General features: G+C 29.1%; 31 protein-coding genes. 3 read left to right on the top strand and 28 right to left on the bottom strand.

Annotated features, from left to right (window positions below):
* Positions 1-366: 366 nt before the first annotated feature.
* The 3 genes from RYO54_RS16485 to RYO54_RS16475 all read right to left on the bottom strand — a co-directional run bounded on the left by RYO54_RS16485 (position 367) and on the right by RYO54_RS16475 (position 4212).
* Entirely contained in the window at positions 367-1248 is an 882-nt protein-coding gene (locus tag RYO54_RS16485; protein ID WP_315121220.1) for a hypothetical protein, read from the bottom strand.
* Between the two features lie 521 nt (positions 1249-1769).
* The gene (locus tag RYO54_RS16480; protein WP_315121218.1) at positions 1770-3419 is read right to left on the bottom strand and encodes a hypothetical protein; all 1650 of its coding nucleotides are present in this window, start codon (positions 3417-3419) and stop codon (positions 1770-1772) included.
* Positions 3406-4212: an ABC transporter ATP-binding protein gene (locus tag RYO54_RS16475; protein ID WP_315121216.1), complete on the bottom strand. Its 807-nt coding sequence runs from the start codon at positions 4210-4212 to the stop codon at positions 3406-3408. Before RYO54_RS16475 ends, RYO54_RS16480 begins: the two co-directional genes overlap by 14 nt.
* 440 nt (positions 4213-4652) lie before the next feature.
* Between RYO54_RS16475 and RYO54_RS16470 the strand changes: the two genes are divergently transcribed.
* Positions 4653-5531, top strand: a complete 879-nt coding sequence (locus tag RYO54_RS16470) for a LysR family transcriptional regulator (RefSeq protein ID WP_315121213.1) — start codon at positions 4653-4655, stop codon at positions 5529-5531.
* Between the two features lie 51 nt (positions 5532-5582).
* On the opposite strand, the gene RYO54_RS16465 is transcribed toward RYO54_RS16470, so the two are convergent.
* From RYO54_RS16465 to RYO54_RS16410, 12 genes are all read right to left on the bottom strand, one after another.
* The gene (locus RYO54_RS16465; protein ID WP_315121211.1) at positions 5583-5978 is read right to left on the bottom strand and encodes an FMN-binding protein; all 396 of its coding nucleotides are present in this window, start codon (positions 5976-5978) and stop codon (positions 5583-5585) included.
* A 2-nt stretch (positions 5979-5980) separates the two neighbouring features.
* Positions 5981-6574: a TetR/AcrR family transcriptional regulator gene (locus RYO54_RS16460; protein ID WP_315121209.1), complete on the bottom strand. Its 594-nt coding sequence runs from the start codon at positions 6572-6574 to the stop codon at positions 5981-5983.
* Positions 6567-7061, bottom strand: coding sequence for a flavodoxin domain-containing protein (locus RYO54_RS16455; protein ID WP_315121207.1), 495 nt, complete (start codon positions 7059-7061; stop codon positions 6567-6569). The genes RYO54_RS16460 and RYO54_RS16455 overlap by 8 nt, the downstream gene beginning before the upstream one ends.
* 181 nt (positions 7062-7242) lie before the next feature.
* Complete coding sequence (locus tag RYO54_RS16450) at positions 7243-8463, bottom strand: DUF2812 domain-containing protein (protein ID WP_315121204.1); 1221 nt, start codon at positions 8461-8463, stop codon at positions 7243-7245.
* The gene (locus RYO54_RS16445; protein WP_315121202.1) at positions 8447-8788 is read right to left on the bottom strand and encodes a PadR family transcriptional regulator; all 342 of its coding nucleotides are present in this window, start codon (positions 8786-8788) and stop codon (positions 8447-8449) included. Before RYO54_RS16445 ends, RYO54_RS16450 begins: the two co-directional genes overlap by 17 nt.
* Positions 8789-9159: 371 nt before the next feature.
* On the bottom strand, positions 9160-9894 hold the full coding sequence (locus RYO54_RS16440) for a Fic family protein (RefSeq protein ID WP_315121199.1): 735 nt from the start codon (positions 9892-9894) through the stop codon (positions 9160-9162).
* A 110-nt stretch (positions 9895-10004) separates the two neighbouring features.
* On the bottom strand, positions 10005-10589 hold the full coding sequence (locus RYO54_RS16435) for a DUF4825 domain-containing protein (RefSeq protein WP_315121196.1): 585 nt from the start codon (positions 10587-10589) through the stop codon (positions 10005-10007).
* Positions 10590-10591: 2 nt separating this feature from the next.
* Complete coding sequence (locus RYO54_RS16430; protein WP_315121195.1) at positions 10592-11257, bottom strand: permease prefix domain 1-containing protein; 666 nt, start codon at positions 11255-11257, stop codon at positions 10592-10594.
* A 12-nt stretch (positions 11258-11269) separates the two neighbouring features.
* Entirely contained in the window at positions 11270-11608 is a 339-nt protein-coding gene (locus RYO54_RS16425; protein WP_315121193.1) for a PadR family transcriptional regulator, read from the bottom strand.
* Positions 11609-11703: 95 nt separating this feature from the next.
* Entirely contained in the window at positions 11704-12402 is a 699-nt protein-coding gene (locus RYO54_RS16420; RefSeq protein ID WP_315121190.1) for a transglutaminase-like domain-containing protein, read from the bottom strand.
* A gap of 41 nt (positions 12403-12443) precedes the next feature.
* Complete coding sequence (locus RYO54_RS16415) at positions 12444-13241, bottom strand: AraC family transcriptional regulator (protein WP_315121187.1); 798 nt, start codon at positions 13239-13241, stop codon at positions 12444-12446.
* A gap of 71 nt (positions 13242-13312) precedes the next feature.
* A complete protein-coding gene (locus RYO54_RS16410; protein WP_315121184.1) occupies positions 13313-13651 on the bottom strand; it encodes a helix-turn-helix domain-containing protein in 339 nt (112 codons plus the stop codon).
* 138 nt (positions 13652-13789) lie between these two features.
* On the opposite strand from RYO54_RS16410, the gene RYO54_RS16405 reads away from it, so the two are divergent.
* Both RYO54_RS16405 and RYO54_RS16400 read left to right on the top strand, forming a co-directional pair.
* A complete protein-coding gene (locus RYO54_RS16405; RefSeq protein ID WP_315121181.1) occupies positions 13790-14299 on the top strand; it encodes a flavin reductase in 510 nt (169 codons plus the stop codon).
* A 12-nt stretch (positions 14300-14311) separates the two neighbouring features.
* Positions 14312-14830, top strand: a complete 519-nt coding sequence (locus RYO54_RS16400; protein ID WP_315121179.1) for a nitroreductase family protein — start codon at positions 14312-14314, stop codon at positions 14828-14830.
* 63 nt (positions 14831-14893) lie between these two features.
* Here the strand turns inward: RYO54_RS16400 and RYO54_RS16395 are convergent, their stop codons facing one another.
* From RYO54_RS16395 to RYO54_RS16335, 13 genes are all read right to left on the bottom strand, one after another.
* Positions 14894-15574 (bottom strand): pseudouridine synthase, encoded by a 681-nt coding sequence (locus tag RYO54_RS16395; RefSeq protein WP_315121176.1) that lies wholly within the window; start codon positions 15572-15574, stop codon positions 14894-14896.
* A 220-nt stretch (positions 15575-15794) separates the two neighbouring features.
* A complete protein-coding gene (arcA, locus tag RYO54_RS16390; RefSeq protein WP_315121173.1) occupies positions 15795-17036 on the bottom strand; it encodes an arginine deiminase in 1242 nt (413 codons plus the stop codon).
* 148 nt (positions 17037-17184) lie between these two features.
* Positions 17185-17670, bottom strand: coding sequence for a hypothetical protein (locus RYO54_RS16385; RefSeq protein ID WP_315121169.1), 486 nt, complete (start codon positions 17668-17670; stop codon positions 17185-17187).
* A 16-nt stretch (positions 17671-17686) separates the two neighbouring features.
* Entirely contained in the window at positions 17687-18175 is a 489-nt protein-coding gene (locus tag RYO54_RS16380) for a hypothetical protein (protein WP_315121166.1), read from the bottom strand.
* A gap of 171 nt (positions 18176-18346) precedes the next feature.
* Positions 18347-18499 carry a hypothetical protein gene (locus tag RYO54_RS16375; protein ID WP_315121164.1) on the bottom strand — a complete coding sequence of 51 codons (153 nt, stop codon included), beginning with the start codon at positions 18497-18499 and terminating at the stop codon, positions 18347-18349.
* A gap of 385 nt (positions 18500-18884) precedes the next feature.
* A complete protein-coding gene (locus RYO54_RS16370) occupies positions 18885-19397 on the bottom strand; it encodes a dihydrofolate reductase (protein WP_315121161.1) in 513 nt (170 codons plus the stop codon).
* A gap of 125 nt (positions 19398-19522) precedes the next feature.
* Positions 19523-20683: an alpha/beta fold hydrolase gene (locus RYO54_RS16365; protein WP_315121158.1), complete on the bottom strand. Its 1161-nt coding sequence runs from the start codon at positions 20681-20683 to the stop codon at positions 19523-19525.
* Between the two features lie 71 nt (positions 20684-20754).
* Positions 20755-21486: an AraC family transcriptional regulator gene (locus tag RYO54_RS16360; protein ID WP_315121155.1), complete on the bottom strand. Its 732-nt coding sequence runs from the start codon at positions 21484-21486 to the stop codon at positions 20755-20757.
* Positions 21487-21526: 40 nt separating this feature from the next.
* Positions 21527-22051: a hypothetical protein gene (locus RYO54_RS16355; protein WP_315121153.1), complete on the bottom strand. Its 525-nt coding sequence runs from the start codon at positions 22049-22051 to the stop codon at positions 21527-21529.
* Positions 22052-22082: 31 nt separating this feature from the next.
* Positions 22083-22313, bottom strand: a complete 231-nt coding sequence (locus tag RYO54_RS16350; protein WP_315121151.1) for a bacteriocin immunity protein — start codon at positions 22311-22313, stop codon at positions 22083-22085.
* 228 nt (positions 22314-22541) lie between these two features.
* Entirely contained in the window at positions 22542-22796 is a 255-nt protein-coding gene (locus RYO54_RS16345) for a hypothetical protein (RefSeq protein WP_315121149.1), read from the bottom strand.
* Between the two features lie 412 nt (positions 22797-23208).
* Positions 23209-24459 carry a VWA domain-containing protein gene (locus tag RYO54_RS16340; protein WP_315121146.1) on the bottom strand — a complete coding sequence of 417 codons (1251 nt, stop codon included), beginning with the start codon at positions 24457-24459 and terminating at the stop codon, positions 23209-23211.
* Between the two features lie 388 nt (positions 24460-24847).
* Positions 24848-25459 (bottom strand): isoprenylcysteine carboxylmethyltransferase family protein, encoded by a 612-nt coding sequence (locus RYO54_RS16335; RefSeq protein ID WP_315121145.1) that lies wholly within the window; start codon positions 25457-25459, stop codon positions 24848-24850.
* Positions 25460-25565 lie beyond the last annotated feature (106 nt).

Raw genomic sequence — 25565 nt, 5'->3', positions numbered from 1 at the left:
TTCTAGTGACAGATTTTTATTTTTTAATCTGTCTACCTTAAAGGGAGCATATCAGGTCAAACATGTACAGCATCTTAACGGTATTTTTCTAAAATAAATTAAGAATTTCTAGATTTTGCTCAAATGCATAGGTCACATTACATAGCATTTTAAGTTTTTCACAATGAAATTTTAAAGATAAATGTTTGATAAACCAATTTATTATAATATATAGAATATCTCACTTTTACAAATATAACTGCTAAACATAAAAGAAGTAAGGTATATAGTGAAATAGCGACTTTTTTAGAGCGGCTTCACTACGTGCCTTACTTCTTTCTATTTGAGAATAATCAATCTTTGTAAAACCTTTCCCTATAATAAGTATTAAGAAGCTCCATCTATATCCTTAAGCAATTTGTTAATATTATCAAACTTAGCTTTAGCTTCTTTATGGCTATTATCCTTCGCAAGTATATCTTTAAGTAATTCCCTTGCTTTGGTATAAAATCTTAATTTCTCAAGACCTAAAGCTTTATTGTATAGGATATCTAAATCTTCGCCTTTTTCATCTATAAGTTTATTGCAATATTGAACTGTTTTTAGAGGATTTATATGTAGAAGTTCCTCACCTTTTTTAAAGTAAGAATCTATTGAGTCTAGTTTATCTTTCGTGATAAAATTTAACTGATCTTCTGTAATGTGGTCATCGAACCTCTCATAACTATAATCATTTATATAGTTTATGCAATTTTCCACTATTTCTTTTGCGTCTTCTCCTTTAGGAAGCCATATACTAGACTGTCCCATGCCTTTTCCTGTTCCTATTATTCTTGCAGGATATATTAAGTAACTTCTATGCATAGGGGGTATTAATAAGCTATCTTTTACCTTTGCCCTTATATTGTATGCTCCTAAGGAATTTTCTTTATAGTTTCTATAAACCCTAGCATTTTTATACCAGCCTATTATTCTACTACCAGCTTTATCATTTGGTCTTTTGGCCATCCAAATAACTAGCACATCATCTAAGAATTCTGTTCCTTCCTCTTTAGGATCTATCTCTTCTAATTGTAACTCAGTTTTCTTCTTGCTACCTGATTTAGTAGAAGCATATCCGTAATAATACCCATCCAGGTTTAAAAAGTTATACTGTTCTGCATCCTTATTATTTTTATCTGATTTCGTAGTAATAGAGGCAATGGTATCATCTTCATTAATACCCTTATATTCTTTCATCCATCCTATATTACAGAACAATACTTTCATTTAAATCACTCCATTTCTAATTTTAATAAAAAGCCCTTATACTATTTCTAATATAAGGGACTTTAATGTTATTTTTAACTTCAACATTAAAGATTTTGGAGGTATAATTATTGGCCATATCAAGTGATTCTTAGGTTCAGATGGAGTTTGCTTAAAAGGAATACTTACTCCAGCTGAAGCTTAGAAGAACTTATCCAGGGACGTAGCATCCGTTATGCACAGCATAGGAACTCTAAATCGCTTTAACTGAGTGCGATGGGAGTATTACGGATGGTAGTCATCGGATAAAAAGGATAGCCTTCCATTCCTATTATTGTACCTATTATTTTATATTATACCATATATTATGATAAAATATAATATTTATACTATTTTACTATATTTTATATCATATTCATTTATCATATAATCAACTAGTTCCAATGCTTTGGTGATAAATTCTGCTATATTTATATTTATTTTTAAAATAAAAAGAGCTGTCTCACCCTAGAAATTATTTTCTACTTTGAGACAACCCTTTCCTAATTCATGCTATCTAAAGATATGTTAAATGCATTTTTCCAGAATATAATAACCCCTATACTTAATATACCCATATATAGATAAATATTAAATCCAAGATTAGTAAGTCCATAATGCACTCCTGCCATAATTGCTAAAGCAATAAATAATAAAAAACTTGTTAATCCTTCCCCATCCTGAGTAGCCTGAAATTGCTTGGAAAATGGCAGTGCTTTATTAAATGCCTTAAAACATAAGATTACATACAATATTATGTTTAAGAATACTATAATTAAATGTGGTAATATCTTAATACCAAATATCAATGAGAATATAGCTGCATCAACTATATATATTGGAATTATAAGCTTTACTAAACAGGCCTTTATGGTTCCCTTAAATATTGGCGAAATTTCTTTTATGGGAGCTACCTTATAAATCCATGCCCCTTTATACTTTTCCGAGTATTTAATCATCATAATTATAGTAGAAGAAGACATGGCACAAAAATATATGTTAAAATAATATTTTGTTGAGCTTAAATGGTTAATCCATTCACTTAGTGAAGTTCCTTTTGAAATTGTATTAAACAAAAATATGAAAGGAAATATTATAGCAAATCCTAAGGAAGGATATATTTTTAATTTAAATTCTCTTTCATTTTTTATTATATTACATGTGAATTTATAAAATATTTTCTCAATCTTATTAAAACAAATGAGATTACCTACACTTTCACTTATGGACTTTTTCTTCCTACTTGTAAAATTAGAATTATTATTGAGCTTTTGTAAATTTCTTTCAAAGGTAGGTATAAGATTAATGTATATTACTATAGAAACAATAGGCATAATTATGGCCATTAAAGCTAAAATCAAAATAGAACTATTATAGTTATTATTTAAAATCACTTCAAAAGGTGCTGCAAACCAGATTGGAGGAATTAAATATTGCCACCATTTAGGATTGAAAACTACATTTATATCTACAATACTAAATAGCCTTCCTATAAATTGATATCCTACGGTCAAAAATATGGTTAATATTATTTGAACATAATTTATTATATCCTTTAACTTCTCTCCATCGAAAAATTTTAATATGAAAGTGTACAATGCCGCTATAATCGCAATCATAAATATATCTATGAAAATTATTTCGAAAAATAAAATTAAGAAAAATACAACTCCATGCCTTAAAGATACTAAAAGCGATAAACCTGTTATTGCAGTAGTAACAGAAAACATATATATTAATATGTGGATGACTTTGGCTGTATTTATTGTTTTGCTATCTACTGGTTTTGTAAATATGATATTCTTATCCCTTAAATCTAAAAGTACAGATGAAAAGTCTGAAATTAAAGTAGTCATTAACATAAACATCATTATACCGAAAAACATAGTCATTTGATACATCATATTAAATTTAAAACCCACTAATATGGCTAGAACTATTCCTAAAAGGAAATATGATATTAAAGATTTGAAGAACTTGTTTTCCTCCTCTTTTTCATCATTTTTGTAATTATTCATAACGGTAGGTACTCTTCTGCCATCCATTATCAGCTTTATTTGAAGAATTCTTCTCATGGCTTGGTAATCTACTCCGAATTTAGTGAATAAAAACTTAAATTTATCTATAAATTTTAACACCTTAAATTCCTTCATAGCTCTCACCTTCTTCAATTATAGTCACAAATTCTTCCGCCTTACTTTCATGCTCATTAAAACCAGTAAGTTGATTAAATATTTGCTCTAAAGATCCCTCACTACATGTATCTTTAAGCTCTTCAAAGCTTCCATCTGCTACTATTTGTCCGTCGTTCAACAGCACTATTCTACTACTGATCTTTTCAACCACCTCCATTATGTGAGAGGAATAAAATATAGTCTTACCCTTGCTTGCCAATTTAGATAAAATTTCTTTTACTATCATTACCGTATTTGCATCCAAGCCACTCAATGGTTCATCTAAAAATAATATATCTGGATTGTGTATTAGACTAGATATTATTACAACCTTTTGCCTCATTCCTTTAGAGTAAGATGAAACTCTAGAATTATATGCATTTTCTATACCAAATATATTCATAAGTCTTTTAGCTTTATCATCTACTTCACTAGGTGTCAATCCATATAGTTCACCTATGAATGTTAAATATTCCTTTGCAGTAAGACTGTCATAAATATCCGCAGTTTCAGGAACATATCCTATTCTTCTTTTGTATTCTATAGCTCCTTTTTCTATGGATTCACCAAAGATTTCAATCTTTCCTTCATATCCTTCAATAAGTCCTAACATAATTTTAACTGTAGTACTTTTTCCTGCACCATTAGGCCCTATATATCCTATTATTTGACCCTTATAAACATCTAGATTTATACCCTTTAACACTTCTTTATCTCCAAAATTCATATATAAATCTCTAATTGTAATAATAGGCTCTCTATATAACTCCATAAAATCACTCCACTCCTAAATTGTAACTTAATTATAATATAACATTAAATGGTTGTTCATAAAATAGAAACATATAAAAAAGTAATACTATAATTTAAATCCTTATGAAATGCAGTTTATTAAGTTTATTAAATTTATTAAGTCTTCCAAAAGAGAATTTTGCAAAAAAAATTCTGCCTACTACAGCAGAATCAAATTAGGTGGATTAGGAGGATGTGACAAATTAGATTTAGATCTAATCTTGTCCCCTCCTTTTTATATGGACTTGGATAAATGCAAACACTATTAATTTTTATTTATTCAATCTATTCGTATTACTCTTACTAACTTTTGACTTTATTTGTCTCTTCATATATTATTATATCAAGTAATTATATATATGAAAAATATCTAAAAACTCTTATACTTATATAAAAATATATATAAATAAAATATATGGAGTGATAATTATTATAGATAATAGACAACTTACTTATTTTCTCGCTATTGTTGAAGAAGGAAACATAACTAAAGCTGCTGAAAGATTGCACATAGCTCAGCCTTATCTGAGCCAACAATTAAAATTTCTCGAAGATGAATTAGGAGTTAAATTGATTGAGAGAACTACTAGAAAATTTCAAATAACTGATGCTGGACTGATGCTACAGCGTAGAGCTGAACAGATTTTAGAATTAACAGAAACTACAATAAAGGAACTAAAGGATTTTAATGAAGGAATTCAGGGCACATTATCCATCGGCAGTATTGCAACTGCTGGGGCTACTCTTTTACAGGATAGAGTTTACACCTTTCACAAAAAATATCCTAATATAAGTTTTCAAATAAGAGAAGGTAGCACATATAAGATATTAGAAATGTTAAAAAGCAGGGTCATAGAAATTGGAATTGTAAGAACTCCATTAAACCCAGAAATTTTTGAATCCATATATTTGCCAATCGAGCCCATGGTAGCCGCAACTAGCATTGATTTATCTTGGGATAATAATGAAGAATGGATATATTTATCTGAATTAAAAAATCAACCTTTATTAGTTGATATAAGATATGAACACATGATAATGGAGGCCTGTGGAAAAGCAGGTTTTCAGGCCAAGATACTTTGTGTAAATGATGACCCTAGATTAATATTATCTTGGGCAAGCAAAGGAATAGGAGTAGCTATTGTACCAGCCACTTGGGCTAATCTCGTTTCAATGGATAATTTAAAAGCCATGGAGATTAATGCTCCATCTTTAATGACACAAACAGCTATAGTATGGTTAAAAAATAAATATCTATCAACCCCAGCAAGAAATTTTTTAAAAACCTTTCAAGAATGAAGTTTTAGCTAAGCTAAAGCTTCATTCTCGCTTGCCCTCGCTTGCCATTTTTTATTGTGTTAATGCATTTTCTATTGACTTTAATATAACTGTACTACTAGCTGTTGCCCCTGAAACCACATCTACACTTAAACTTTGTGAGTCAATAACTCTACTGGTGATAACTTCTGCTTTTTCCCCAAGTCCATATTTGTGTTCAATTAAATCAATATTCGTTATTTTATTATTGTTAACTGTTACCTTAACTTTAGCTCCTATGATTTCTTTAAAACCATACTCACCGCTGTATTCCCCATCACTTACTTTATATAAATCTACATTATTTACTTCTACTGCTCTTATTTTTTTATTAAGCCCTTGAATACTTATATAGATAGCCATAAACATTCCAATCACTATAATTATCATTACAGTTAAAATTCTTCTAATTACTTTATTTTTGCTCATTTTCACCCCACCAATTCAATAAGAAATTCTATTTCCTTCTTAATAGAAGTAATCATATCCTCTAACCCTTCTGTATTTCTTCCTTTTAAGAAGAATAAAAGCTTTCCATGAATAGAGGAAGTAATCAATTCTGCTAAGAATCCAATGTTTTCTTCTCTTATATAACCTTGCTTAGAACATTCAGCTATTGTTTCACCAAGGAGGAGAGCTACCGAAGGTTGGGTAAAATCTTTAATAACTTCTTCCGAGGCTTTTCCTAATTCTTCTAAAAATATAATCTGAAACATATCAGGATTTTCAGCAAAATACCTAAAATATGCTGCTCCGCATATGCCAACTCGTTCTCTACAATCTTCTGTGTGATTTTTAAAACTTACTACATATCTATAACAATCTTCAAGAAAGTCAAAGGAACAATATGCAAGCAATGTATTTAAATCATTAAAATAATTATATATGGTAGCATAAGAATAACCGGCCTTTTCACCAACTTTTCTAGCCGTTAGCTCCTTTACTCCTTCCTCCTTAATAATTTCTTTTGCTGCATCTATAAAATATCTCATCATTCTCTGTCTTTGTATTTCCTTATTATCCATTTACAACATCCATTCTGTTTATTTTTTCAATTAATCTCTTTAATGCATCATAATCTATCATTGAGTAACTTTCCTTTACCTTAAATATGTTTTTCAAAAGGAATCTTTCTAAAAAATTCATTTTCTCTAAATTAATTTCATGACCTAAATGTTCTTTTATAAAAGCTCTTTCAATAAGCCATTCTGGAATATTAGCTTTCATAAATTCTTGGGCTTTTTCTCCTTCCTCTTTGCAGCAAACAAATAATCCTACATTTTTTTTGCATAGAGATTCTTTATTATTTTCAATAATTTTTTTTATCTCTTCTCCAATTCTACCAGCATAAACAGAGCCTCCAATAATTACAGTGTCATAACTATCTATCTCTTTGCATTCTTTATTTTTTAAATTTATCATATCTACTTTTCCTTCTAAGTCTTTCATAATAAGCTTTGCACACTTTTCAGCCGCTCCATATTTAGAACTAACTAAAATTAAAGTTTTCATAAATTCACCTCTTCATTTTGATTAACACTGTTAGTTACATTAACACAATTAGTAATATTAACACTGTTAATATTATTGTATTCTACTATATGATTTTCGTCAACAATATTTTCCAACAAATAAAAGAGCATATAAAAAAGCAGAGAATTTTACGTTTTCTCTGCCCTTTTATGATAATCTTTTAAATTATCAATTGTTTTTTCGTTCTATTATAAAAAACTATAACGCTATAATATAGATAACAAAAATATATTAACACTATCATAGGAATCAATGTAAATCCCCACATTTTATACCCATACTTCATAACTAGTGTCATTTGCATTTTTACTTGAAACATAAACATAATTATAACTGGAATTAGCCAAATCGAATATGATATTAATACTTTTTTAGCGTGCTTAACCATATCACTTTTATCTGAATATATTTCTGGACGCTCATCAACATATTCTTTTCCCCATATAGTCCATTTAGTCGTACTTCCCATACTATTGAAAATTAATTTCCACCCATCTTGCTTATATATTTCATAGCAGGCTTTATTCTCTAAATTTTGATAATCTGTAACATACCTTATTTTACGTGGTTTTCCTTCTACAAAATAAAATTTAGTTCCTAAGTTATTTACCTTATATAAATTAAATCCTCTACTCTCCATCTGCTCTAACCAATTTTCCAGTCTATCTGGTGAATACATCCATCCAAGTTTTAATTTTTTTATCGTCTTTACACCTTTTTTAGGACTTACTTCTTCTTCCTCTAATATAACATTATCATCAGAAATAATTAAATTGGAAGTGCAATTTCCCTTTAATTCTTTTTCCCTGGTATTTAATTTAAAAATTAAATAGGACAATATAGAAATAACTGCTAATACAGAAACTACACCAGAAATATCTTTATTTGTAAAATATGAAACACCGGATTCAATGCTTTCCTCACTAGCTTCATTTATATATTGGATATTTCCTAATCCAAATATCCATGCAATTATAACTGGAACAAACAGTATAGAAAATATCCCAAAACTTACTCCATAATATAATGCTATAAACCCTAATATACTTTTTAATATTTTGATTCTTTTTAATAACCTTTCTCTTGATGGATATATTTTTATCTCTTCTTTTTCCTTTTCATTGGTAATAAAGAACCACTTACCTTTATTGCATACCTTATACCATCCATCTTTTTTTAGAGCGTTTTGAATATCTTTTGTTCCTTTAGCTTCACAACAAATTTTATAGGTCAGTTTTTTACCTTCTCCTTTTTCAAAAGTAAATACTCTAGTTATCATATTTACATCTTTTAATATGTATCCCTCTAAAGCTTTTTCTGATAACCATTTTTCTATTTTAATAATATTAAAGCTCCAAAAAAGTTTAATTATCTTTTTCATAAAACCACTCCTCATATGTAAGTGCATTATTGTATAACTCTTTTATTCTATTGATCTCTTCTTTGATTAAAATCTTCCCTATGTCAGTTATTTCATATATGGTTCTTCGTTCCTCATCAGAATACACAGAGATAACTCCACTCTTTTGCATTTTAGATAATGTGCCATATACAGTTCCCGATCCAAGCCTAATTCTTCCATTAGTTATTTTTTCAACATGCTGTATTATTCCATATCCATGCCTCGGTTCTGTAAGCGAAAGAAGAATATAATATGCGGTTTCCGTCATTGGGATAAATGCTTTTAATACCTTTTCCACACTCATACTGCCTCTCCTAACTATGTTTAATCACGATATGTCGCATCGTGACATATCATAATTAAACTATATCACGTTGTGACATACTTGTCAAATAGAATCAAGTGATTCTTAGCTTCAGATGGAGTTTGCTTAAAAAGAATACTTACTCCAGCTGAAGCTTAGAAAAACTTATCCAGTGACGTAGCATCCGTTATGCACAGCATAAAAACTCTAAATCGCTGAAGCTCAAGAGTTCTAATATCTCCCACTTGTAGAAGATGGGAGTATTACGGATGGTAGTCATCGGATAAATTTTAGCTAAAAAATTATATAAAAAAAGCAGAGAAATTTATGTTTTCTCTGCTTTGATGTAGTAAAAAATTTATGACTAAGAATTAACCTATTATATATAAATAAGTGTCTAAACTTCTCTCTACTGCTTCTGCTACAATTTTTATAAAATCAGTAGCATCTTCTTGTAGACTTGCTTTTTCTAGTGATTTCATATATTCATCTCTATTTTCTGTTTTTATAACTGTAATTGGATATCCATTTCTCATCAAAATTAAATTCATTAATAATCTTGCACTTCTACCATTTCCGTCAATGAATGGATGGATATATACATACTTAAAATGAAACATTGCTGCCAATTGAATTGGATGCATTTTACTTTTATTTTCTTTATACCAATCTATTAACTCCTGCATTTTTTCTGGCACTAAAAAATGTTCTACTGGTTTGTGTCTACTACCACTTATCAATACATTTGATTTTCTATACTCACCAGCATTTTTATTATCTATACTTTTAAGTATTATGTAATGTAAGTTTTTTATTACTCTTTCAGATATATCTATGTCACTACTAACTATATCATCAATGTAATCAATTGCTTCTTTATGATTGATAACCTCTAGGTGTTCTTTAAGGCTTTTACCTTTTCCTATAGTAAGTCCATCTTCTAAAATAACTTTAGTCTCCGTAATTGTTAGAGTATTTCCCTCTATGGCATTAGAATTATATGTTAACTCAACATCAAAGTATTTTTTTAAATTTTCTGCTGCTTTTCTATCTAACGGTCTCTTACTATCCAATAAAGCTTTCTTTTTATCTATCCCTTCAAACATATACTTTCTCCTCCAAATTTAATCATATATAAAAATTGTATAGCAATTTTTTAAAAATTACCATACAATTTTATCTTTAACTAAACTATTTCTAATATACTAAAATCATATTAAAAACTACTTGCAACCCTATCCTTTATCTCCATAAAGTTAGCCTTCCAAAATTCATCTACATAATTTTTTTCCCCTAACTTTTCTTGAACCTCTTTTGACCATTTTGTCTCATCTACAAGAGAAGATAGATCTATCTTATACCAATCTTCCACATCATTTCTTGTTATTTTGTATGAGGAATCTGTAAAATTAAAAGTAATTGCTTCCAAGTTATCTATCAAGGCAAAGTTTGCTGTAGCATTGTAAATTAAATCAGTTTTAACTTTTTCTTCTCCAATGTTTGATACGCTTTCTTTATAATTGATTATATATTCAAGCTTATCTGAGTTAATTTCATTTGTTCGAGGAATATTACCTAGTGGAAGTGAATAATTAAGATTTATAATATTTGAACTATCCCCCATGTATTGGGTTTTATATTTAAGCACATTTTTAAAATCATGTGTCACTGAACTTTGCTGCGCTAATAGGTATTTAGCTTTCTTCTCTTCTTGTCTTGGTTTAAGAATAAATTCTGTAGATCCAAATGCTGCCACCCCAATTACAAGCAAAATAATTATTATAAAATTACGTTTTTTCACTATTAATTCACCTCATATTCATTTATTAACTTACAAGCTCTATTTATAAATAGAGGAATTACTATTGATAACAAAGGTATGAAAAAACTACCTACTATCATTGCAAATTGATATGGTCCGTCAATTCTAACTGGACGTGAAAACCAAACATTACTTGCAAAGCGAAGGGCAAAATTAACTAACGTCATTAAAGACATAAATATCCCCCAAATAATCCAAGTGTATCTTTTTAGAGTGTTAATATCATGCATGTCGATTATTGAAGTTTTGCTTAAATATTCATCATCTTTTTTGTAAATCATAAATAAATATATTATCCCTATACAAATCAATGCAATCATAAAAATATTGTTTATCATAGATCTAAATATCAATCTTAATGGTATGGTAAATATCCATCCGATCAAAGCGTATAAAACTCCTATTTGAGCCAATTCTCTTTTAAATTTATTAATATATATTTCTTTATTATCATCAATAAACATATCAATACTTTCAATATTTTTTACGGCTTCATCATATGCTTCTTTATAATCTAGTCCACTATCCATATTATCCTTAATCCTGGCTTCAAGATTGCTCAAAATTTCTTCACGTAAATCTTCTATATCCTTTGTTTTTTTATAATTTGCAAATAGTCCATCAACATACTTTTCAAGATCTTTCATATACATTCCCTCCTATCTCACTTCAATTAATTTGTCAATAACATCTCGGGCAACTCTCCAAGCTTCATAATTACTCTCATACATCTCAAAACCATCTGAGGTAATCTTATAGTATTTTCTTCTACCACCTTGACTTTCATTTCCCCAATAGGATTCCACCATGTTTTGAGCCTCTAATCTTTTTAAGCTAGAATAAAGAGTAGGCTCTTTCAACTCATATTTACCGCCGCTATTTTCCTTTATAGTTTTTATAATTTCATAACCATAACTATCTTTTTTACATAAAACACAAAGTATAATTGTATCTATATTACCTCTTATAAGGTCGCTACTCACATTGCTAAGAGTCAATAAAATCACCTCCTAACAACAATATAACGCATAGTACTATGTCTGTCAAGGTACTATGCGTATAATAATCATTGTATTCTATATTTATCATTAAATTATCTATTATATCTGATCCAATCTAATTTTTTATTGATTCTTTTTCTTAAAATATTAAATACAAATCTTTTTATTTTGTTACTAGTATTATTATATTCCCTAAAGAAATCATCAGGGCTATTGAAAATACCTAAGTCATCTGTAATAGAAAAACTTTGGATATATGTGCTTTGCCCTTGCCAGCAAAGGTTTATCTGCTCTTTATCATCTACAGAAATTCCATAACCTATATAGCCCTGATTAAAATTACAAAGTTTATCTTTTACTTGGTCAAGATATTTATCATCAATAATTACCCCTTCTAAAGCTACCCACTGATTATTGAAATACACTTCTGTCCAAGCATGAACGATTTTTTTAGGAGCGAATAAATAAGTAATACCTGTTAATGCACCCTTTTGCATTTTCTTATCTATATAAAAACCGTGAATTCTGCATGGAATACCTAAAGCCCTTAACAAAGCCATTAAAAGTATACTTTTTGTATTACATTGTCCATATCCATCTTTTAAAACTTCAGAAGCAAGTATATCATCACTTCTATTGTAGCCGAATTTGATTTCATTTCGTACAAAATCATAAACCGCTTTAATCTTTTCTTCTTCCTCTAAATCCTTCCATCCCTTATTGATAATTAAATCTTGAATAGATGGTGTATTAAAATCTAATAATGTGGTTTGTTTTAAATACATATTCATATAATCACCCTTTTTATTTTATTATAAGGGCATTTTTATAACTATACTTTCAAATATCTGCTGTTTTTTATAATCTCTCTTGGAGCCATTCCTAACTTGTCCCGAACAGCGCGAGTAAAATGAGAAGAACTGCTAAATCCAGCTTCAATGGCTGAATCAGTAATATTTAATCCATTAAATATTAAATAAAAAGCTTTTTCTAATTTTTCATGGAGTATATAGCTGGTTAAAGATATGCCGATTTCTTTTTTAAACAAATGTGATAATCTACTTTCTGATAAAAAAATCATATTACTTAATTCTTTAACAGATAATTTATCTAATGGATAATCTCCTATGTAAGTTAAAACCTTTTGTATACGATGATCTATTTTATGTTGTAGGTTATAATTTGATATATTTAAAACTTCTTTTAATCTTTTTATAAACTCACCATATTCTATGGAATTAATCATTTTTGGCATTGATTTAATATCAAGTTGAATAACATCCCTTATCTCCTTTTCTCCTAACACATATACTTGTTTTTCTTGTAATAAATTTCTTTTTATTACCTCCCCAAAGAGAGATTCTGGGTTAATTAATAAATATAACTGCCATTCATTATATCCATATAACCTATGACTAATGTTAGAATTTACAATAATCCCCTCTGTATAGAGGAAGTCATTTTCTACAGTAATATTAAAACTTTTCTCAAGTCCAATAGTAATTTGAATATAATTATGACTGTGATAATGAGTATCTACTTTATCTGTGAAAAAGGCAATATGATCCTTAGAGTGAAGTAGAATTAATTCATTACTAAATTGCTTCTCTATATTTCCATTGTCAATCATTAAGATTAATTATCTCCTCTCAAAATATATTTAAAATAGCATAATTGATAAAATACATGAATTGATAAATCTTAATCTACACAATCACTATCTTCAATATTTAAATGTCCCCACTTACATATTTCCTCTAAAATAGGCATAAGAGATAGTCCTTTCTTTGATAAAAAGTACTCTACTTTTGGTGGTACTTGGTGATATTCTTTACGCACTATAATATCATCAGATTCAAGTTCCTTTAGCTGACTACTTAACATTTTATGAGTAATGCCTTTAACACATCTCTTTAGTTCTCCATAACGCAACACTTCACATGCATGTAGCCAAAACATTATAGTCATCTTCCACTTACCTCCGATTACAGATAGTGTATATTCAAATGGCTCTGAGTTTACTTCTATTTCTTTATCCATCCCATTACTCTCCTTTTGGTTAGTATCTTACATTAAAGTGCATACTATCTTTTTATTGTTATTTATATAATAATTTATATAAGAATATTTTGCAAAATAATTTATATAATAATTTATATCATGAAAGGAGATTTTATTATGAATAAATTTATAGAAATCAAACCTGAGGAATTAAACAAAAGCCCATTTCAACTTATAGGTAGAGATTGGATGCTCATCACGGCTGAGAAGGATAATAAAGTAAACACAATGACTGCAGCATGGGGCGGTTTTGGTTTTATGTGGGGTAAAAATGTAACTTATATTGTTATAAGACCTGGGCGTTTTACTAAAGAATTTGTAAATAACTCTAATACTTTTTCTCTAACATTCTTTGATGAAAGCTTCAAAAAACAATTAAGTTATCTTGGAACTGTATCCGGTAAAGATGAAGATAAGATTTCAAAATCTAATTTAACAATTCAACATTTAGATAATATCCCCTACTTTGAGGAAGCAAATCTTGTAATTACATGCAAGAAATTATATGCACAAGATTTTAAGCCTGAATGCTTTATCGAAAGGGAACTAGATGAAAAATGGTATCCTGAAAAAGATCATCATACGCTATATATAGCTGAAGTAGAAAAAATTCTTATAAAAGAATAAGGAGGTATTTCTATGAATTTTATAGAACTAGCAAAGGAAAGATACTCTTTAAGATATTTTGATGTTAAGAAGGTTGAACACGAAAAATTAGATTTAATCTTGCAAGCTGGCCAATTAGCACCTACTGCTGTAAATTATCAACCTCAAAGAATTTTAATAATTGAAAGTGATGAGGCACTTGCTAAATTAAAAGATTGTACAATTTTTCACTTCGATGCACCTATGGCTTTACTTGTATGTGCTGACAAAGATGAGGCATGGAAGCGTAGCTATGATGGAAAAATTCATACTGATATCGACGCAAGTATTGTTGCCACACATATGATGCTAGAAGCTACTGAACTTGGATTAGGTACAACATGGGTTGGTCATTTTGATCCAGTTGCTGTCCGTAAGGCTTTTAATATACCATCAAATATTGAACCAGTATGCATTCTCCCATTAGGCTATCCAAGTAAAGATGCAAAAGTCCATCCAAATCATACAAAAAGGAAAGATATTTCACAAACTGTTTTATATAATCATTTTTAATTTAAATAATAAAACCAGTGTTATTCAAGCACTGGTTTATTTTATGTTCAATAGAATTTATCTTTACAGATTTCTTAATTCTATTACCTCTTCCTCCGTAAGATTGCGCCATTTACCCGCACCTATGTCATCTATCTTTATATTAACAATTCGAATACGTTCTAATCGTATAACTGTATATCCAAAAACCTTGCTCATTCTTCGAATTTGTTTGTTCATTCCCTGTGTTAGAATAATACGAAAAGTATTTTCATTAACTCTAGTGACCTTACAAGGTCTTGTTTTACCTCCACAAATTTCTACACCTTCAGCCATTCCTTTTAAAAAAGCATCATCAAAAGGTTTATTAACAGTTACTATGTATTCTTTCTCATGTTCACTTTCTGATTCTAAAATTTTATTTGCTAAGTCACCATCATTGGTCATCAATATTAGCCCTTGAGAAGCTTTGTCCAATCTGCCTACTGGGAAAATATATTCTGGGTAATTTATAAAATCAATTATATTATTTTCTATCTCCCTTGCTGCAGTACAAATAATTCCTACTGGTTTGTTCAATGCAATATAAATTTTATCTTTCACTGGAATTGGCTTATTGTCTATAAGGATAATATCTTCCTCTTCTACCCATTGCCCTGGTTCACAGAGTTCTCCATTTACCGTTATTCTATTTTCTTCAATAAGTCTATTGGTTTCTCTTCTAGAACAAAAACCAAGATTGCTAAGAAGTTTATTTATTCTCATTTTAACTTTTTATCCCTTCTATTTTTCTATAACTTGATGTATTATTCCATAAAATACATTGATATTACTTATCTTCATACGTATATGTTTTATATTATAACAGGTTTCTAATAATAAATATTTATACTACTGAAAATACCCTAGATATGCGGACAATTCCTTTATAATAGTAGAATATAAAAAAGAATGGCTTTAACCATTCTTCCATCTTTATCAATTTTTATAAGTTTTCTCTAACTAAAGGCATGCTCATGCACCTTGGACCGCCACGCCCTCTAGATAATTCATAGGATTCAAATTCTAGTACCTCTATATTATTTTTTCTTAAAACTTTATTTGTTACATGATTGCGATTATAACAAACAACTTTTCCTGGTGATATAGCAAGAGTATTACTTCCATCATTCCACTGCTCTCTACTGGCTGCAATACTATCCCCATTTCCACACCTTATTAAATTTACCGCTGATAAATTCAAGTGTTTTTTTAATATATCAGACAAATCTCCTTGTTCATATTTAATGTTAATCTCATCATTTTTTCCCTTGGTAATACTATATACGTCTAGAGGCTCTTCAATGACCGGATATATGGTAAACTGATCATAATCAACCATAGTAAATACTGTATCTAAATGCATATAAGCTCTTGTCTTTGGAATATCAAAAGCTAAAATAGTTTCAAAACCCTCCTCGGAACTTAAAAGATTATAAGCTACTCTTTCAATAGCTATTGGTTTAGTTCTATCACTAATTCCTATAGCTAAAACTTTGTCAGAAAGAACTAGAATATCTCCCCCTTCAATTGAGTGAGTTTTATCCCTGTTATACCATCTAGGTACACCTTTAAATCTAGGATGATATTTAAAAATATATTTTGCAAATATAGTTTCTCTGTTTCTGGTTTCATTAGCCATAACATTTAAAGAAATTCCTTTCCCGATTGCTGCAAAAGGGTCTCTTTGAAAATACATATTAGGAATTGGATCAAGGTAAAAAGGATATGGATTTTTAATCATGTCACCTAAGGATTTAGGTTTGATATGTTTAAGTTCTTCTTTTCTAACTCCTGCTATGCATTTTTTTATAAACTCCCTTGAAGTATAGGGGCTGAAAAACTCCATCATAGCCTCTTGAAGCCCTTCTGTGACAACCTTTCCTTCCTCCATAAATTCCTTTAAAAATTCTTCCCTAACTTCTGAATCTTCTAAAACATCCGCCATTAAATCAGTAAGATAGATAATTTCTACACCTTCATTTCTTAGGATATCAGCAAATTGATTATGTTCTTTGCGGGCCTGATCTAAATAGGCAATTTCGTCAAATAGAAGCCTTCTTAGATAGTCTGGTACTATATTTTCTATTTCTTCACCTGGACAATGAAGAAGAACAGATTTTAATTTTCCAATTTCACTATAGACATAAATACTATGGTTTAAAGACATATCATTCATCCTTTCCATATAACTCTAGCCTATAGTTTTTCCTTATTAAAGTTTCATTATTCCTTTCTACCAAAGCTTAAATTTTTTAGGTTTATATATCCATATAAATTATCTACTTTTATTAAATATAAACATTTATCCATTTTTTCCTCCATAATAAATTTATTTAAGCATTATCATATCCAATTTTGTAATCAAATGCATTTCCCCATCCATCATTCTCCGAAACCATTGAAAATCTTATTTTATCAATACTTGGTAATTCTATATTATTTTCATTTAGCAAGTTTACTATGTTCATCACATGGCGTAATGTTATATCACTCTCAAAACTCTTATATAAGTTTGCTCTCCCAACATTCAAAACTTCTAAAAACACCTCTGTTAAAAGTTGTTGTTCTTCTTCACCTATATCTTCATCGTAATCTAAATCATAAGAAAGAGTATCATTATTTAATTCTTCTGGTAATAATATTATTATCTTTGTTTCCCATAATTCCATTTTAGAGCAATTAGTAAACTCCAACAAATTGTCAACAAATGTATCAAAATTAGTTACAATATGAAACTTATTAATTACTTTCAATAAACATTCCACTGCAAATACAAATCTTCCTCTTATGGATATATTATTAAAATCTAAGTTTTCCATTTTATCCTCCAAATTGCTATTTTTCTCTAAAGGGAATACTGTTTGTTAAATTATATTTACCACATCTAAGCATACTTAAATCATCTTGATAAATTTTTTCTCTTCCTATATAAAAATTTAAATCTGGATATTCTATTTTATTTTTTTCTAAATGTTCTTCAATACTCAATATATCTTCCAATGCACTTGTATATCTATACTCTGTATATAAATTTCCTAAGCAAATTCTAAATAATCTCTCAATGACATTAGCTATAATCTTCTTTTTTTCATTGTCAATATTGTCTAATTCATATCTTTCAATGTTTTTTGAGTTAAGTTTGAGACTATGGATATTGGCTTCCCAACAATCAAAATCCTTTGTGAATCCCCATAGTATTTCTATAAATGCAGCCATTTTCTTGCTCATTATGTTCCGCTCTAAACACAATTTTTCTAAACATGCTATGCTATAGGCTATTTCTTCGTACATAGTTAAATCTTTAAAATCTTCCTTCTTATGCATTTCTCCACTCCTATTAATATTTCATCGTATTTTCTCCCTTATATTTCTCTTCATAAAAATAGAACCAATGCTTCCTTCTTAGAAATATTAGCTCTTTCATTACCATAGTGTCTCCAGAAAATACTTAATTCCACTTGCTATATACTCACAGAGATTTTTATAGCTAGAATACTATATATTTTTTAGTATGATATTTTTTCCTAAACTTTTTTGAATTTTAGAGAGCTCTTCCTCACTACGTCCCTCTTTAAGGATCTTTTCAGGGTTTATTAATCCTGTAAATGCTTCATTATTATATATCTCTTTATTTTCATTAAACTCCACCATTTCCTTCTTAACAGCATGCTTATAAAGAGTCTCTCTATCATGTATAATATATATTATTTATATTTGATTCTTTATAATTTTTATTCATATATTCACGATCCTCTTGTACATATTAATTCTATTCTTTGATTATTTATGATATCTTCCATTATTTAAATACTCGTATAAATGCTTAATACCTTTTCTTAATTGTATAAAAAAAATAGCTTACTTTAAATATAATAAGCTATAATGTGTTCATCTGTATGTGTCCATTATATTTGCAAATGAACATTCAAAATTAATATAAAAGGCTGCAAATGAGCAAAATTCACTTGCAACCCTATAACAATCATCAAATATATTCATGTAATCAAACATTAATGATTGTGGAAGCAGACCCTTAAGTAACTTTAACATAATCTACATATTTATATTCTACATCTTCTTGCTTATATATCTCCGACTCTTTTACTATCTTCCAATCATCAAGTAAATCCAAATTAGGCATAGAAGTATCTGCCTTTTCAAAGGATTTTAATATCTTAGTTATATAGGCTTTGGTACAGTAGGGCATTATCTGCCTTGCAATATTCCCTCCCCCTATAACAAAGTTTTCCATCGCATTATTAGGATTTACTTCTTTTAATACGGAAAGTAATTCTTCTATGGAGTTAACAATGATAATATTATCTCCTTTGCGGCCCTTATATTCCTTATTTTCAGTAATCACAATATTTATCCTGTTAGGAAGTGCTTTTTTATCTGGCAAAGATTCAAAAGTTCTTCTTCCCATTATAACAATATTATTTTCTGTTAACTTTCTAAACCTTTTTAAGTCCTCAGATATTTTATATAATAAATCACCCTTATATCCAATGTTCCAATTATTATCCACTGAAAAAACTAAAATCATAGCTCCTCCTAATTAATTAAACTTATTTCTATAATATTGTTTCTTCTGTTCTAAAGAATATACCTATCTTCCATTAATATCGAATCTAACTGCATAGGTTATACCACCGCCGTCATCTCTTATTTCTAGTCCCTCTTTTTTATTTGCTCAATCCAATTCATCATAGTATCAAAACACAGTTTGGGGTTGCCCACATTACAATGGCCCTCACCATTTTCTTTATCTGTGAATATTCGAACAGTAAGGGATCTTACATTTATTAATGCATCAATTTCTTTTCCTACTATATGATAATTGATAAAATGATCTTTATTTGCCCCAATTATAAGCATATCTTGGTCAATTTTATGAGCAACATCAAGCATCTGATATTTATTCATCTTTGTTATATATTCATAAGGTGTTTTTGCCTTATATGCATACATTCCGTGGAGAAGTCCCCATTTTGTAATTTCACTACCATTTTTAATTTCTTTGTTTACAGCAGCATTTATAAGAAACTTCATTTTATGTTTTACGCACCATCTAATAACATCTTGTTCCTTTTTAGAATCATTAGACAAAATAACATCAAAAAAATTCGGAAATATTGACCACGCAATAACACGCTGTATTCTTTTATCAAAAGCAGCAGCACGTGGAGCTAACATTCCTCCAAGTGAGGCCCCAATTATAGTAATATCATTAAGATTGAAAAAATCAAGTATAGCTTTTACTGGTTTCTCCCACTGATAGGTAAAGTGTTTTCCCTGTGTCCTTATTACACCTCCCTGACCTGGTCCCTCAAAGAGATATACATCAAATCCATTTTCTGCAAAATAAAGCATTGTAAAGAAAAACTCCTCAAAGTACGAATCATTTCCCCCATGGAGAAGAATAGTATCTTTTTTTTCCCCTTTTGCTTCTGCGTACATAACAGGAAGTTTAATCTCCTCATAAGGTATTTCAAATCGTGAAACTATACCATTATTAAAATAATCAGCATAATAATTATAGAACATCTCTGTTGCAAGCATATAGTATTTCTTTTTATCCTGGTCACCATCATACATAAAAAATTCACTCATTCTATAATAAGCTATTGCTTCCTTAGTCCTGTTTTCTAATAAGGCCTTGTCACCAAGTTCTATGAGTTCTTTTTTCCATGAAGCACTATCAGTAATTTTATGAGATATTTTTTCAATATCTTCAAGAGCTCCTCCGTCCCACATAATTACACGATTAAGTTGAAAATTAAAGTTTGGTTCATCATTTAAATTATAGGAACCTTTTTTAAATTCTATCATAAATATCCTCCATAAGCTTTTCAGTGACTATATTATAGCTTACAAAGAATATTGCTACTTTCAAAAATACGCTAATCTTTTAATGTTTTTGCAAAATCAGTAAAAGATAGGCCAAACATTCTTTTACAAGTTGCTGAAAAATGTGATGAACTATAAAATCCTGCACGAACTGCAGCATCTGTTAAATTTTCACCCATCATCACATAATCACAGGTTTTTCTCATTTTTTCAAAAACAAGAAAACCTGTAAGGGATACACCTACTTGCTCTTTGAAAAGATGGGATAATCTACTTTGTGAAAGATGAACTTCATCACAAAGCTCCTCAATAGTGTCTTTATAAATCCCCTCAGCTTTTTCAATCCTCTCAAGTACTGTGACAATTCGTTGATCATATTCCTGCATAGATGACATGTTCAAGCCACAGGCTAAAAGAATTAACTTATCAATTTCTTTACTATTATCCACATTACTTCTCCATATGTTTACCACATCATCCACTATATCTTCATCAATTATAGAAAAATTCTTTCCATTAAGGTATTTATCCTTAAGCTGAAAAGCAAGACTGCTTGTTTCATCAAAAAGAAATATAATCATACCTTGCGAACAAACTTTTATAGTATGTTCAACATTTGAATCAATACATATACCCCTACATAATAATTTTTTATCATCAATATAACATTCCATTTTGTCACCAAGACTGAAAATCATATGTTTCGCAAGATGTTTATGGCATTCTGGAGTTTTATAATCCACAAATATAAACATATGATCATAAAAGTAAAATACATCTGTCAATTTCATCACCTCTATTGATGCATAATTTCGTTATTCAACTCTACAAAATGCTTGAAATGCTTCTTCCATCAAATTTATTACCCCATCCTTTGTTTTCCTCAACTGAAAATCTTTCAATTGGCTTAACATCTGGTAAAGGTATATTATTTTTAGTCATATAATTGATAAGTATATCCAGCTCATCTAAGCTTCTTTGTTCATATTCTACTATTATGCTATATGCATGACTAATACCAATATTATAAATTGCTCTCATCACAAAATCTATTTTTTCATCGATGTTTTTATATAAATTATAAAGATATTTGAACTTCTCTTCATCTAAATATTCAAAATCGTGCTCTTCATATGTTTTAAATTCCAGTAAATTTTCTGGAATTATTTCAGCTATAATACCATTCCAATCATCAAGGTACTGTATACTAGTGAATTCCCATAAATATTCTAAAACCATTCTCCACTCATTAACATCATAGTTTAAAAATAATAATGTATTTTCAAAACATCTAATCCCATAGGCAACCCTACCGTTTAATGAAATTTTCTTAAAATCATCTATGTTCATTTTTATAATCCTCCCCATTTATGCTCGCTTATTATATCTCCAACTCTTTCTTTAGTTGTATTAATTTATAACCTAATGCTATATCCACTATTTCTTCAGGAGTAAAGTCTTTCTCATTCCAATATATTAAATCACTTACCTCTGGATGTGGAACATTATTTGCTACAATTTCTATCATCTCATCAATCTCTTTTTCTGTTCCTTCACAATTTACTATTTTACTTACTAAGCTTATCAATTCTTCTCTTCTTAATCTTTTCAAAATATATTTCGCCCCTTATTTATTAAAATTTACTCCCTTATTTAAAATTTTGGGATTTATTCTTTATATTCAAATATCATTCTTTCTACCTCTGGACTTTGTTCAACAAATAGTAAATCTAGAAACTACATTGAATGTTATTACTATTTTTATTTATTTTATATCATACTAATATTTATTAATCTTATGCAACCTCTATATTTCTGTTTATGTAGCAAGTTTACCTACTTATTCATAAACTTTTCCTACATAAAAAATATTAGCAATGAAATTCCAATCGATATTTTTGGGTACTTCAAGATTATTATTTTCATAATATCCATCCATATCCTCAATCCAAGATTGTATTGATAGTAAATAATCTTCTACACTCTTATTCTCCCATTCATCTGAATTACTTCTTCTATCATTTGCTAGTATTTCTAAAAATCTTAAAAAGTCCTCTTTAGTTTTCACATTTTTAATTTCTTCATATATATTCATTACTTATCTCCTTACCTTACTTTGTAATTATGCTTTCACCATTTCCTAATTTTAGTTTAATTGCTGTTCCTCCATTCTTTGTTGTCATTTTCCACACTTGACTAACTACTTCTTCCGATGTAGCCCATTGTATAGGTATTTCATTTAATCCGTGTCCTTATGGATTATGAATCTTGTTAACCTTTCATTTTCCTTGCCGTGTACACATAAAGAGCTAATGTTTTTTATTAACATTAGCTCTGTTCTTATATAATATGTTTGATTGCTCACTTATGTAATGTTGAAATATATAAATACTATTATTGACGCATTTAATGAAATATTTTTATATTCCTTTTTTCAAATGTTCTTAAACTTTAATTTGAATTGTGCTTTCTTTTTTAATTAGCAAATATAATTTTTAACTTCTAAGCTACCTTCTAATAATTCCTTTGTTTTTTGCTTCAGATAACCAACTTGGAAATTCCTTTAACAGGCGATCATACAACTCACTATCTTTAACTTTATTAAAGTCATCTAGAGCAAAAAAACCAGCATTATCTACAACTCTACCTTTAATTGTATCTAAATGCTTTAATATTCCATATCCAGAACCACTGACTCCAACAAATTGCCAGAATATAGGATACCTTGATGATTCCACTATTAAATGCTCAATTTCTCTTTTAGCTCCTACTCCTCCATCAGTAATAAATATAATATAGGCTGGTATAGAACTGTTACGATATTCTTCAATAATTTCTCTCATAACAGCAGGTTCATAATTTCCACCTCCAAGAGATAGCATTAAAGGTCTGTAATCTGCTGGAACCGCATTATAATAGTTGAACATAGTAACATTGTCCATCCTCTTTGGAGTGGTCCCATAATACCAAAAATCCAATTCTTCATTATCATCAAATTGTATGGCTAAAGGCAATATTTTATTAACAATTGACTGAACCGTTCTATTTTTATATATTCTGCTCATTGATCCAGATATATCAAGTATAAGTGCTACCTTTGCAACTATATCGGGAACTTTATTTTTTTCTAATGCTAATTTTAGTGGTTTAGCCAAGCTTACAAGTTGTGGAGCATTTTTCTCTAACTTTTTCTCTAATGAAATTTTTGAAGCTTGGACAACTGGCACTGGTTGTGATACTATAGGCTGTGTAGGCTCATCATCTTTCTCCTCTACCCCACCATATTCTTCTAATAGCTGAGAAAGACCACCATTAAAACCATTTGCTACAGCATTCATTCTCCATTCATTTTTATTATATATCTCAATAGCAATAATTGCTTTTTGATCTTTAAAATTACTACCTGTCAAATTTAACTCCAAATCTTCTTGACGAAGTTGTGATAGCTTAATGTTAGCTTGATGAATCATACTCATAGTTCCATCACCATCAATACTAATTGTAAACACAAGCTTAACAACCTTGGAAGGTAATTTAGACAAATTTACATTAAATGTAGTTCCATTCATGCAAATTGCATCATCTGGTGACTTTAGTTGATTATAAAAAATCATGTACATATCATCATATAGTTGATCATTTTTATCAACGGCGAAACAACTAATATCATATTCTGATGGTCCAGTGATATTAAAATCAATCTTAATAGGTGTGTGAATATCTCCTAATTTTGTACGATAACCTCTTTGTATAAGCATTATAATCAAATCCCCTTTTTTACTACTATACTATCATAAGTTGTTATAGTTATCCATCACTTATAATCTAGTAATTTTACAGATATCTATAGAAGCTTCTTTGTCTGCAAGTCATTTATTAGTTACAATATGCTTATGGTGGTTTTACACTCCTTGTTATCTTCGCTTTTTAAGATATTTTATTTCAAGAAAAAAGATTAATGCTCCAATTACTGATTACTAAAACATTAATCTTTTTAAATTTCTTTATTGCCCTTAAAGCCCATATTTTAAAATGTATTAGATTATTTATTCAACTATTTAAAGCTTAATCTATATTATACTTTTACTTCTTAGGGCTTTAGGGGCTTTTTTAATTGATTAACTGCATTATTACAATAATTTATAATCATATTATAAATGGAATAAACATTTTAGTCTTCTTCATGTACATGATATATTCCTCTCCAAATTCCTCAATCATATCTTTTTCTTCTTTTTTTGCAAGTCTATAATACATCCATATTATAAAAGGCCACATAATAAGCATTGGCAGTGTTGCCCATTCAAGAATCATTCCAACAGTTAAAAGTATAAATCCTGTATACTGAGGATGACGAATATACTTATATACACCTGTTTTTACTACCTTGCCCTTCCCTGACTTCTTTGACCAGTATTTATGATAAATGTTATACCATCCATTAATGATAAGAAACGCTGAAATAACTACACATACTATGTTTAAGTACATACCAGCATATCCTATTTGATTAAAAAAGGTATGTCCCCATAAAACTCCCTCTGGCAGATTCTTTCCGATTATCCATGAAATAAGATACATGCTCATAGGAATTCCATGCATTTCTATTGCGAAAGCAAGAATAAAAGCAAAATAAGCTGTGGCAGGCTTTCTATTCATCTTTTTATAAAATGGTACAAATAGAAGTGCTATCGAATAAATAATAATAAAAAATACCACTCCCCACCATTGGTAATAATGACTTTGTAATGTTTCCATAGTCAAATCCTCCTGAAATATTATATCTTTATTTTACAGGAGAAAAATTTAAAAAAGACCTAACCTAGGTTAGGTTTTTGGTTATGTTATAAGATTCTATTTAATA

It is taken from the genome of uncultured Clostridium sp. (assembly GCF_963515715.1).
Classification (GTDB): domain Bacteria; phylum Bacillota; class Clostridia; order Clostridiales; family Clostridiaceae; genus Clostridium_AW.
Note: the sequence above shows the minus strand (reverse complement) of the source record. Positions and strands in the feature narration are given on the sequence as shown.

Excerpts from the sequence above, each read along its gene's own strand:
- RYO54_RS16485 (WP_315121220.1), bottom strand. The coding sequence starts at position 1,248 with ATGAAAGTATTGTTCTGTAATATAGGATGGATGAAAGAATATAAGGGT.
- RYO54_RS16480 (WP_315121218.1), bottom strand. The coding sequence starts at position 3,419 with ATGAAGGAATTTAAGGTGTTAAAATTTATAGATAAATTTAAGTTTTTA.
- RYO54_RS16475 (WP_315121216.1), bottom strand. The coding sequence starts at position 4,212 with ATGGAGTTATATAGAGAGCCTATTATTACAATTAGAGATTTATATATG.
- RYO54_RS16465 (WP_315121211.1), bottom strand. The coding sequence starts at position 5,978 with ATGAGCAAAAATAAAGTAATTAGAAGAATTTTAACTGTAATGATAATT.
- RYO54_RS16460 (WP_315121209.1), bottom strand. The coding sequence starts at position 6,574 with ATGGATAATAAGGAAATACAAAGACAGAGAATGATGAGATATTTTATA.
- RYO54_RS16455 (WP_315121207.1), bottom strand. The coding sequence starts at position 7,061 with ATGAAAACTTTAATTTTAGTTAGTTCTAAATATGGAGCGGCTGAAAAG.
- RYO54_RS16450 (WP_315121204.1), bottom strand. The coding sequence starts at position 8,463 with ATGAAAAAGATAATTAAACTTTTTTGGAGCTTTAATATTATTAAAATA.
- RYO54_RS16445 (WP_315121202.1), bottom strand. The coding sequence starts at position 8,788 with ATGAGTGTGGAAAAGGTATTAAAAGCATTTATCCCAATGACGGAAACC.
- RYO54_RS16440 (WP_315121199.1), bottom strand. The coding sequence starts at position 9,894 with ATGTTTGAAGGGATAGATAAAAAGAAAGCTTTATTGGATAGTAAGAGA.
- RYO54_RS16430 (WP_315121195.1), bottom strand. The coding sequence starts at position 11,257 with ATGAAAGATCTTGAAAAGTATGTTGATGGACTATTTGCAAATTATAAA.
- RYO54_RS16420 (WP_315121190.1), bottom strand. The coding sequence starts at position 12,402 with ATGAATATGTATTTAAAACAAACCACATTATTAGATTTTAATACACCA.
- RYO54_RS16415 (WP_315121187.1), bottom strand. The coding sequence starts at position 13,241 with ATGATTGACAATGGAAATATAGAGAAGCAATTTAGTAATGAATTAATT.
- RYO54_RS16410 (WP_315121184.1), bottom strand. The coding sequence starts at position 13,651 with ATGGATAAAGAAATAGAAGTAAACTCAGAGCCATTTGAATATACACTA.
- RYO54_RS16405 (WP_315121181.1), top strand. The coding sequence starts at position 13,790 with ATGAATAAATTTATAGAAATCAAACCTGAGGAATTAAACAAAAGCCCA.
- RYO54_RS16400 (WP_315121179.1), top strand. The coding sequence starts at position 14,312 with ATGAATTTTATAGAACTAGCAAAGGAAAGATACTCTTTAAGATATTTT.
- RYO54_RS16395 (WP_315121176.1), bottom strand. The coding sequence starts at position 15,574 with ATGAGAATAAATAAACTTCTTAGCAATCTTGGTTTTTGTTCTAGAAGA.
- arcA (WP_315121173.1), bottom strand. The coding sequence starts at position 17,036 with ATGGAAAGGATGAATGATATGTCTTTAAACCATAGTATTTATGTCTAT.
- RYO54_RS16385 (WP_315121169.1), bottom strand. The coding sequence starts at position 17,670 with ATGGAAAACTTAGATTTTAATAATATATCCATAAGAGGAAGATTTGTA.
- RYO54_RS16380 (WP_315121166.1), bottom strand. The coding sequence starts at position 18,175 with ATGCATAAGAAGGAAGATTTTAAAGATTTAACTATGTACGAAGAAATA.
- RYO54_RS16370 (WP_315121161.1), bottom strand. The coding sequence starts at position 19,397 with ATGATTTTAGTTTTTTCAGTGGATAATAATTGGAACATTGGATATAAG.
- RYO54_RS16365 (WP_315121158.1), bottom strand. The coding sequence starts at position 20,683 with ATGATAGAATTTAAAAAAGGTTCCTATAATTTAAATGATGAACCAAAC.
- RYO54_RS16355 (WP_315121153.1), bottom strand. The coding sequence starts at position 22,051 with ATGAACATAGATGATTTTAAGAAAATTTCATTAAACGGTAGGGTTGCC.
- RYO54_RS16345 (WP_315121149.1), bottom strand. The coding sequence starts at position 22,796 with ATGAATATATATGAAGAAATTAAAAATGTGAAAACTAAAGAGGACTTT.
- RYO54_RS16340 (WP_315121146.1), bottom strand. The coding sequence starts at position 24,459 with ATGCTTATACAAAGAGGTTATCGTACAAAATTAGGAGATATTCACACA.
- RYO54_RS16335 (WP_315121145.1), bottom strand. The coding sequence starts at position 25,459 with ATGGAAACATTACAAAGTCATTATTACCAATGGTGGGGAGTGGTATTT.